Here is a 9,282-nt window from a genome sequence, read left to right on the forward strand (position 1 = left end):
TCACCAGCAGGATAAACAGTACAAGAGTAATAGCCATCATATGATGAAAACCAAAGCCAGCAGACATTCTAATTCCTCCCTATTTGTTGGAATATTCCGAAGCAAGGAGCGGTAGATGTTGTGTAGGTATAAGTGTCGGTGCAGTGCGTTTATCTTGCATTCGGTATACTCCATTGTATTAACCTCCCCCTTGATGCGATTGGACAGTTGACTATCTTGAATAGATTTTGGGCGAAATATGAATAATGTAAACCATACCCTGCTACTGGAGGCGAATGGAAGATGGCCCAAATCACGCTAAGACCTGATATGAAAACATCTAGTGGTGAAGTATGCGACATTACTCTCGATGGCCAATTTGTTGGTACGTTGGTTCTCGTATATCGGGAAGGTCATCGGGTAGCCGGTTCGGTTCAATTGGAGCATGACTCCTTAACCGGAAGCGAACGTCAAGAAACGATACGGTTCATCCAAAATTATGTGGAGCAGACCGTGGCGGCGGTTGAAGCTCGAGACTGTGAAGTCGTCGTTACTTGCAGTCCGTTCGACCACATTATAGCCTCCGAGCATCAAGTTGGCGTTGTGAAGGAATTCCTCGGGTCGGATGACGATCCTCACTTGTATGCGAACGAAGAGGAAGATGAATACGGGTATGCAGAAGATGATGATACAGCGATAGAAGATGTCGACCCGGACGATATCGATTCTGTGGAAATGCTGCGTGACCCGAGCTACTATGAGCTTGTTATTGTAGGGGAAAGCCGGAATCGGATTGAATATCACGTCTACGACCGGGACGATGAATGGATCGCGGAAGTATTTGTTCGGATGAGAGGCTCCGCTATGATCGGGGAAATCAACTGGATATACGAACCGTTGGAAGATGAGATCGAGCAGGTCGTGGAATTGATTGTATCGGACTTCGATGAGGATGAAGTCGATACGATCCAATTGGACATGCTGTTCGAAGGGGAATGGCTGGAATCGATGGAGCTGACTCATGAGGATCTGATTGAAGAAGATGACGATGACGACATCTATGAAGCCGGTGCGGAAGGAGAGGAACGATGGAGCTATAACACACTAGAGTCATCCAATTACTCGATCATTCTTGCCCGCGATGACGGTGATGCCCTGACGTATGAAATATACGAGCAGAACCATGGCGATCTTCCTATCGGCTCCGCGACCGTGGACATTAGCAAGCGAGGGGTAACCGGGTATATCGAGTTCCATGATTCGGAATTCTCGGAAGATCGGGAACAGATCGGAGCACTGCTCATGCAGGAACTGGACAAGGAGAAGGATTACGATTCGGTTCATTTCACTATGCTGCTCAACAATCGACCGATTGACGAGATTCTGTATGAGACGGAACAGCTGCATTAGCTCATGAGGGGAGGCCGCGAGGTCTCCTTTTTGTTCAACTCTGACCGGATGGCCACCTCTACAGGGAACGAGATTCCGTTAAGTAGGTAATTACTGAGCGGGAAATGCGAAAGAGGGAACAGCATTCCGTTATTGCGGCAATCTCGGGAGAATAGCGGAATGACTTTCCCACGCTCGTGAGGGATTTCCATCCATTGTGGTGTCGCATCACATTGCGGTATAGTTGGCACACTTGTAGGCTGGCGAGTTTTCACATTGCAAATGCTGTGGTACAATACCCTTAATTTCATCCTTATTCAGCTGAATTTGTTATTAAATGAACACTCATCCAATCCTACATATCTTTCATTTCATTCCATCAATTATTCAGGAGCTGGTTGGGATGTCGGTCCCTTACCGAATCGCCCTATTGCATTCGCATGTGTATTGGCCTAAGAAGGCTCAATTTGCCTTGGACCGGGATGTATATGACCAGTGGACGGTATTCGCCGTCGAGGAAGGTAGTTTCACGTTCCAGATCGGTGATCATGCCGGTGAAGCGGGAACCTCTGATTTGGTCGTATGTCCGCCGCAGACTGCGTTCGCACGCAAGGTATTGGAGCCGTTGTCGTTCCATTTCTTCCATTTCGATTGGGGTGAGCTGGATTCGATGTCCGGGAATCATGCTGATCCTATCAGCAGCGGCAAGTGTTCCCTGGAGGATACGCAGCGAGCAGCTTCAACGCTCGGCATGTTGCGCGCGTTCAAAGGAACAGGAGAAGTCTGGGGGGATAGAGGGAAGCAACATTTGCTCAACGACCTGCTGTTTCAAGCTTGCACGGAAAGGGAGGCTCGGAATAGGAAGCGGATTGCCGAGCAAGTGGATACTCAGGAGCTGGACCCGGTTATGCGCAGGGCGATGAACCGCATACTGGAACAGGCTTACATGACGCTCAGCTTGCGCGGCATTGCCTACGACCTCGGCATCACGCCCGTGCAATTGACCAGGCGGTTCCGAGCAGCTTACGGTAAGACGCCGCTAGACTACTTGACTGATGTCCGCTTACGCCGGGCCTGCCACCTGCTTGAAGAGACCACGCTCAGCCTGGAGCGGATTGCCCAGCAATGCGGATACGAGAACGGATTCTACCTCAGCCGTGTATTCCATCGGAAGAAAGGAATCAGTCCCTCCGTCTACAGGAAGATGAACCAGGTGTAGAAGGAGGGCCGGACAGAAATAGGACATGGCTTGAAATACCAAGCCATGTCCCGTTAATCAGCCACATTCCTACTTCGCCTTCAATACTCGGTTGTATGCGTCCTTGTATACGCTCAGCAGTTGATCGACGCCCAGCTTCTTCACTTCGCTCACATACTGGTCCCAATCTTCCATACGTTTGTCCCCAAGAATGAACTTCGTAATGTTCTCCTCACGGTGCTTCGTAATCGCCTGACCGACTGTATTGATAATGTCCTGCTCCTTGTCAGTGAAAGCCGGCTTCGGCTGCAGCTTGGAATCGTACTTGGCAACGTCCTTGAACGCATCACGGGTTTCTTGAGTCGCTATGCTCAAGTTGGTGCTGTAGTCGATCCACGTATAGGTCCCGAAGTTAAGCAAGCCCGGCTTCTCGCGCAGTTGAGCCAGCGTCTTGAACTCATCAAGGAACTTCTTCTTGCCGTCCTTCACTTCATAAGTAACCCCTTCGACTCCCCATGAAGACAGCTCTCTACCTGCCTCCGAATAGAAGAAGTCCATGTACTTCATCACATCTTTGATCTTCGTGGAAGTAGAAGCTACGGTCATCCCGGAGTCGACGAAGTTCTCATTCGGATTAACCTGCTTCGCCCCGGCGAACCCGCTAGGAGGCGCCATCAACATAAGGTTGAATTGCGGATTGTCCTTGCGCAGCGGCAAGTTGTACGTATCCATCACCATGTAGTCGAGCAGCACGAACGTCTTGTTGTTGGATATAAAGTCTTCGAATTTCTTCGTGTTCACGGTCAGCCAGTCGGGCGGAATCAACCCTTCCTTGTAAAAGCGGTTCAAGTACGTAATCAGCTTCTTGTAGTTGTCCTCGGTTGGCCCATAGCGCCATTCCTTCTTATCGAAGTCATAGTAAGGCCCGTTGCCAGTCTCGAAGTTAGGCGCCGAACGCGTCACGGTACCGAAACCGAAGCGGGTGACGAGCGGATAGCTATCCGGGTACAGCTGCTTCAGCTGCTTCAAAGCTGTGTAAAGCTCATCGTAGTTTTGTGGTGCCTTGAGGTTGTTCTTCTTGAATACATCTTCGCGGTACAACCAAGTAATCCGGTTCGTCTCGCCGAAGCCCTGGTTCGGGAACATGTACATCTTGCCGTCGGAAGACAAATACCGTTCCTTCAGCTCGGGATACGTGCCTAACCATTTCTTGAAATTCGGCATCGAATCGACGTATTCCAGAATGTTGACGAGCGCGCCTTGCCCCCCGTATTTGTTGGCGATGCTGAAATCACCCATGAACATCAAATCCGGCATATTACCCGAGGCGATCGTCAAGTTCAACGCTTCCGTGTAGTTCTCGCCAGGGGGAACTTGACCCTCAATCGTGACGTTCGTCTTGTCGGCAATCGCTTTCCAGATCGGCTTGTCTTTGTTGTACGTCCAGTTGCCCTGGTCGGCTACGAGCATCTTGAGTGTCTTCTTCTCCGTCGTTACAGTCGTGCCTTTCTCGGGTTCTTCCTTGGTTCCCCCACCGCATGCAGCCAGGGTAAGCACGAGTACGAAGGCCAACAGAAGTGCAATCGTTTTGTTCATTTGTTAGCGGCGCCGGTCCACCCTAGTATAGCGTGGACTTGGCGCCTTTCCCCCCTTCATGATTGGAGTACAACGTCAGCCTTTCAATGATCCAAGCGTGGCGCCCTTCACAAAATATTTTTGCAAAAACGGGTAAGAGACCAGGATGGGCAACGTTCCGACTAATATGGTTGCATACTTCAGCGATTCTTCGACGACTTGACTATCCTTGTCAAACGAATAATTGTTCTCTAGATTGAACTGTCCGGCTAGTACGATATTGCGCAAAATAACTTGCAGCGGGACCAGGTCCGGATTGCGCAAATAAAGCAGCGGCGTGTAGAAGTTGTTCCATATCCCGACGGCGTAAAATAAACCGATCGTAGCAAGAGCGGCCTTGGACAGAGGGAGCGCTATACGGATGAACAAGCCGATGTCGGTCAACCCGTCGAGCTTGCCTGCTTCCTCCAACTCATACGGCAAAGTGCTGAAAAACGTCCGCATCAGGATGAGATACCAGGAGCTGACTGCACCTGGAATAATCATAGCCCAGAAAGTGTCCACGAGTCCGAGACTTTTGACAACGAGAAACGTAGGAATAATACCTCCGCTGAAGAACATCGTGACCACGATAAGCAGCGTCAGTTGCTTGTGCATCCACATCGTTTTCTTAGACAAGGCGTAAGCTCCCATCGACGTTAACAAGAGAGATACGGTCGTTCCAATCGTAGTATAGAGGATGGTGTTGATGTAGCTTCTCCAGATGCGAGGATCGTTCAGCACGAGCTCGTACATGCGCCAATTCAATCCTTTCGGCCACAACGACACTTGACCTTTCAGCACATACACCTTATCGCTTAGCGATACAGCCGCCATGTAGAGGAAGGGATATACCGTCACGACTACGAGCATGAGCAAGAGGATTACGTTAATGATGTCGAACAGCTGCATGTTTCTTTTCACGGTGGCCTCCTGCATGTTTTCCCAGAGGGAAGAGTGGCCTTGCGTCTGGCACATCAGTCACGGTATTCAGCTCTACAGCACTACCAGAGACTCGTCTCGCTAGCTTTCCGACTCAGGTAGTTGGCTCCGATCAGGAAGGCCAGATCAATGATCGAGGTGAACAGTCCTATCGCTGTTGCATAGCTGTAATTGCCCTGTACGAGTCCGACGCGGTACACATAAGTGCTAATGATGTCGGCTGTTTCGTAGGTGGCCGGATTGTAGAGCAGGAACACTTTCTCGAACCCGATTGCGAGTACGTGCCCGATATCCAGAATGAGCAGAATCACGATCGCCGGCATTATGCTTGGCACCGAGATGTGCCAAATTTTCGTCCAGCGGTTGCCTCCGTCAATCTCGGCCGCTTCGTACAAGTGAGGATCGATTGCCGTGAGCGCAGCCAAGTAAATGATCGAAGACCACCCGACATTTTGCCAAATGCCTGAAGAGACGAAGATCGTACGGAACCATTCCGGCTGCATGAGCCAGTTGACTGGATGGAAGCCGATCGCCTCGATAATCCGATTCGCCAACCCACCGGACGGGGACAGGAACACCACGATCATACTGGCCATCACGACGTTAGAGATAAAGTGTGGCAAGTAACTGACCGTCTGGACGAAACGCTTGAATACCATATTCCGCAGTTCATTGAGCAGCAGCGCCAATACGATTGGAGCCGGGAACCCGAATACGAGACTGTACAACCCGAGCAGGAACGTATTGCGCAGCAGCTTGAAGAAGTCCGGATTTTGGAAAAACATCGTATAATATTTGAAGCCGACCCACTCGCTATGCCAAATACCTTTGAACAAATTGTACTTCTGAAACGAGATCAGGATGCCGAACATCGGCACATAGTGGAAAATAATGAAATACAAGATGCAGGGAAGGACGAGCAGAAGCAAATACTTGCTCTCCTGAAACCGTTTGCGAGAATTGGCTCGCCTTGCACCCGCTGAACGCATAGGTTCCCGCGATAAAGCTTGCATGCCCTGATTCCCCTTCATCAATGACCTCCACCGCCAGTCGTCGACAACCGGCCGATAGTCGTTGCCAAACAAACACGTGTGTTGTTACAATGAGCTCATACATATAGTAGCGGGTGTTGGAGGTACATGTATATATTCAATGTGTTTTCTTGAAAGCGTTTTACTGAATCGGACATAAGGAATAAAATCGAACGTACGGTATATGAAAGACGGAGTCAAAATAACAAAACGGGGCCCTGGAAAGTGATCGGTGTGCAAGTCGTACCCTGACTTTGCCGATCTGGGGGAATTAGGAGGCAAGCGCCATGCGTATTTCGTTTCCACTCCACCGCAATTCGTTATTCGTGAAGCTTCTTACCGGATTTCTGGCTGTCATTGTGCTGCTCGTATCGTTCAATGTGTTGTCCTTTACTTTTTTCAAGACGAATATTAGCAACAAGATTATTGAGCACAACACGCTTATTCTGAAAAACACCGTAGACCGCTATGAAAATCAGTTCCGGCTCGTGGAGAGCAGCATGCTGCGGTTTTATTTCAATGATCGGCTGAGGCTGCTGTTCGAGTATGGGGATCAGATGAATTATGATGCAGCGAATGTGTTGAAGACGGATATGAATGCCGTGTTGTCTAATGAAATGCTGCTGCTGAACAACTTCTTCATCATGTCCCGCAATCGGTCGATTGTTCTGGAGAAAGGCGGCGTGGAGGAGGAGAATGCATTGTTCTCCAAGTATTATGTGAGTGATGCGTACAGCCCCACCTTCTGGAGACAGCAGCTGGATGAAGATTACACCTCCCGAGTATTCCCCGCTGCGGAGTTCGTCCAATATAGCTTCGATAAAAGCGTGAAGCCGCTCGGTAAGATGTTTCCGTTCGTCATCAAGAACAAATTCACGAATCAATATATGATTGCCGCGCTACTCGACGCCGATGCGATGTTCCAGACCCTCCATATTGCCGACGAGAACCGCTTCCTCATCATGAACGATAAGAAGATGACACTGTACCAGTCTTTGCCGGTTAAGGAGACAGTTCCTGATACAAAGACCGCGGCTGTACTGGGTGGAGCAACAATAACAACGGAGCAAGGGCATTTCGATCACCAAAATAGCTACTATTTCTATATGCGAGGCAGCATTTCGGGTCTTACGTATGTGAATGTGATCCCGGTTCAGATGATATCCAATCAAGTCGAGCGGCTTACGATGGTTCTTCTCAGCCTGCTTGTAGCGGCGGTGCTGCTCAGCATTGCGATCTCCGTCCTGCTCAGTGTCAAGTTCAACAATCCGATTCAGCGCATGCTGGAGCTGGTGCAGAGTGGAGGCGTGAGATTAGGTGTGCGCAGTAAAATTCGTGAGTTCGAGCTGATCAGCAGTAATATATCGTACATGATGGACGCGAACAAGGCGTTGGATCGAGATTTGTCCCGCAAAAATAAAATTCTTCAAAATTACGGCTACATCAGCAAAATTAACAATACGTATCAATGGAACGACATTCATGAGCTGCTGGAAACGAGCAAACCGTTCTATATGGTCGTGTTTCAATTAACATTCACGGAACAATTCAGACGAATGGCCGCGGAGGATCAAGCCAAGGCGTCGCACTATATGAAGGAATTTATTCATTTTCATGTAGGGGAGCGATTCGGCGACGCGGTGACGGTGCAGATGGAGAAGAATAGCGTCTCTACCCTGATCTTCTCGGCCCATGAACCACAAGATGTGCAGATTATGTTGACCGAGCTGAAGGAAGTATTCGACCGTGACCGGCAAAATTGCTGCTTGACGATCTCGTTCGTGCCCATTCTGCGAACCCATGCGGACATTTCATCTGCCTACGAAGAAACACAGGCTATGATCCAGAATCGGATGCTCGGCACGGATACGCAGATTATTACGAAAGCGTATCCGGAGGAGGACGTCTACTTGCTGTTGTCCGGCAGGGAGCAGGAATTGTACGCCAGTCTGCAGCTTGCTCAGGAGGCCAAGGCGGTAGACATGGTCATTCGTATTCTGCATGAGCTAGAAGAGCGGCAGTCAAGTGCTTGTCAGTTCATTCGATTCGGCAAGGAAGCGACGATGAAGGTGATCAAGGCGCTGCTGGCGCACAATGTCGATATTAGCGGGCTGCTGAACGATCATAACCCGTTTCAGCGGGTGGAAGCCTGTGCGAGTAGGGAAGAGTATGAAGCGCTGTTCCGGGGGATGATCGGCGATGCGGTCCGCTTGATCCGGGAGAAGAAGGAGGGACAGGACCCGATTCGTGATTTCGTCTTCGATTATGTGAAGGAGCATTACGGGGAAGACATTTCCCTGGAGTTGATGGCCGATAAGCTGAATTTGACTCGCAGCTACTTGTCGACATACTTCCGGGAGAAGACAGGTATGACGTTCACCGATTACTTGAATGAGCTGCGTATCAGTCGGGCGAAGGAAATGCTGCTGGATTCCGAAGCGCGCATTCAAGAGGTCGCGATGCGCATCGGCTACCATAATGTCAATTCGTTCATTCGCATGTTCAAGCGGATCAGCGGCCAGACGCCCGGGGAATTCCGCCGGGTGGCGGGGCAGGGGGAGCTTTCGGGTTAGAATGGGCCAATCCCAGAATATAAACAAAGAAGCTTCCACAACCACTGTTAAAGTGGGGATGGAAGCTTCTTTMTCTTTGTGGGATAGCCGAATTAATGTCCCATCCAGCGGAGGCCTTTGGGGTAGTGGTTCTTGATCTGGCCGTCGCTCGCTTTGCCCCAGCCGAGCGGGAAGCCTTCGACCGCGACGATGCACCAGCCGGCGAGTGTGGGCTCCGCAGGCAGCGCGTTCCCGTGCAGATACGCCGCGATGGCGGCGTCATCTGCACGGAAGTTCGCGCGTGCCTGCGCGGGCACGTCCTGCGGCGCGCAGGCGAGCGCCAGGGCATGGGCCGGTTCGACCCGGCCCTTCTTGATGGCGGCCAGGTGCAGGCCTGGCCGGAGCACTTTGAGCCCGTCGAGCGCTGTGGCGCGGAACGGGCAGCCTTCGGCGTGCGGCAGCCAGTACAGCTGCTCGCCGAACAGCACGGGCTCGCCCGCGCCGAGCGCGAGGCCGGGCAGCGCCGCCGCGAGGAACGCGCGGGCCTCGCGCATCGCGGCGGCCGCAGCGGCATCGC

At 51.1% G+C, this 9,282-nt stretch carries 7 protein-coding genes; 3 read left to right on the forward strand and 4 right to left on the reverse strand.

The window, feature by feature from the left end; all coding sequences use genetic code 11:
- Positions 1–282: 282 nt before the first annotated feature.
- Both AC1DWB_RS24020 and AC1DWB_RS24025 read left to right on the forward strand, forming a co-directional pair.
- A complete protein-coding gene (locus tag AC1DWB_RS24020) occupies positions 283–1,389 on the forward strand; it encodes a hypothetical protein (RefSeq protein WP_477543624.1) in 1,107 nt (368 codons plus the stop codon).
- 382 nt (positions 1,390–1,771) lie between these two features.
- The gene (locus AC1DWB_RS24025) at positions 1,772–2,587 is read left to right on the forward strand and encodes a helix-turn-helix domain-containing protein (protein ID WP_477543625.1); all 816 of its coding nucleotides are present in this window, start codon (positions 1,772–1,774) and stop codon (positions 2,585–2,587) included.
- A 69-nt stretch (positions 2,588–2,656) separates the two neighbouring features.
- Here the strand turns inward: AC1DWB_RS24025 and AC1DWB_RS24030 are convergent, their stop codons facing one another.
- The 3 genes from AC1DWB_RS24030 to AC1DWB_RS24040 all read right to left on the reverse strand — a co-directional run bounded on the left by AC1DWB_RS24030 (position 2,657) and on the right by AC1DWB_RS24040 (position 6,111).
- Positions 2,657–4,162: an extracellular solute-binding protein gene (locus AC1DWB_RS24030; RefSeq protein ID WP_477543626.1), complete on the reverse strand. Its 1,506-nt coding sequence runs from the start codon at positions 4,160–4,162 to the stop codon at positions 2,657–2,659.
- A gap of 75 nt (positions 4,163–4,237) precedes the next feature.
- Positions 4,238–5,104 (reverse strand): carbohydrate ABC transporter permease, encoded by an 867-nt coding sequence (locus AC1DWB_RS24035; RefSeq protein ID WP_477543627.1) that lies wholly within the window; start codon positions 5,102–5,104, stop codon positions 4,238–4,240.
- Between the two features lie 80 nt (positions 5,105–5,184).
- A complete protein-coding gene (locus tag AC1DWB_RS24040) occupies positions 5,185–6,111 on the reverse strand; it encodes an ABC transporter permease (RefSeq protein ID WP_477543630.1) in 927 nt (308 codons plus the stop codon).
- Positions 6,112–6,440: 329 nt separating this feature from the next.
- On the opposite strand from AC1DWB_RS24040, the gene AC1DWB_RS24045 reads away from it, so the two are divergent.
- The gene (locus AC1DWB_RS24045; protein WP_477543628.1) at positions 6,441–8,726 is read left to right on the forward strand and encodes a helix-turn-helix transcriptional regulator; all 2,286 of its coding nucleotides are present in this window, start codon (positions 6,441–6,443) and stop codon (positions 8,724–8,726) included.
- Positions 8,727–8,818: 92 nt separating this feature from the next.
- Here the strand turns inward: AC1DWB_RS24045 and AC1DWB_RS24050 are convergent.
- Positions 8,819–9,282: RsmF rRNA methyltransferase first C-terminal domain-containing protein (locus AC1DWB_RS24050; RefSeq protein ID WP_477543629.1), on the reverse strand; the 464-nt coding region annotated here is incomplete at its 5' end.

The sequence above is a fragment of the Paenibacillus sp. P4_E11 genome, assembly GCF_056401635.1.

What these genes read in the sequence shown, in the direction of transcription:
- AC1DWB_RS24020 (WP_477543624.1), top strand. Translation starts at nt 283, where the DNA reads ATGGCCCAAATCACGCTAAGACCTGATATGAAAACATCTAGTGGTGAA.
- AC1DWB_RS24025 (WP_477543625.1), top strand. Translation starts at nt 1,772, where the DNA reads ATGTCGGTCCCTTACCGAATCGCCCTATTGCATTCGCATGTGTATTGG.
- AC1DWB_RS24030 (WP_477543626.1), bottom strand. Translation starts at nt 4,162, where the DNA reads ATGAACAAAACGATTGCACTTCTGTTGGCCTTCGTACTCGTGCTTACC.
- AC1DWB_RS24040 (WP_477543630.1), bottom strand. Translation starts at nt 6,111, where the DNA reads ATGCGTTCAGCGGGTGCAAGGCGAGCCAATTCTCGCAAACGGTTTCAG.
- AC1DWB_RS24045 (WP_477543628.1), top strand. Translation starts at nt 6,441, where the DNA reads ATGCGTATTTCGTTTCCACTCCACCGCAATTCGTTATTCGTGAAGCTT.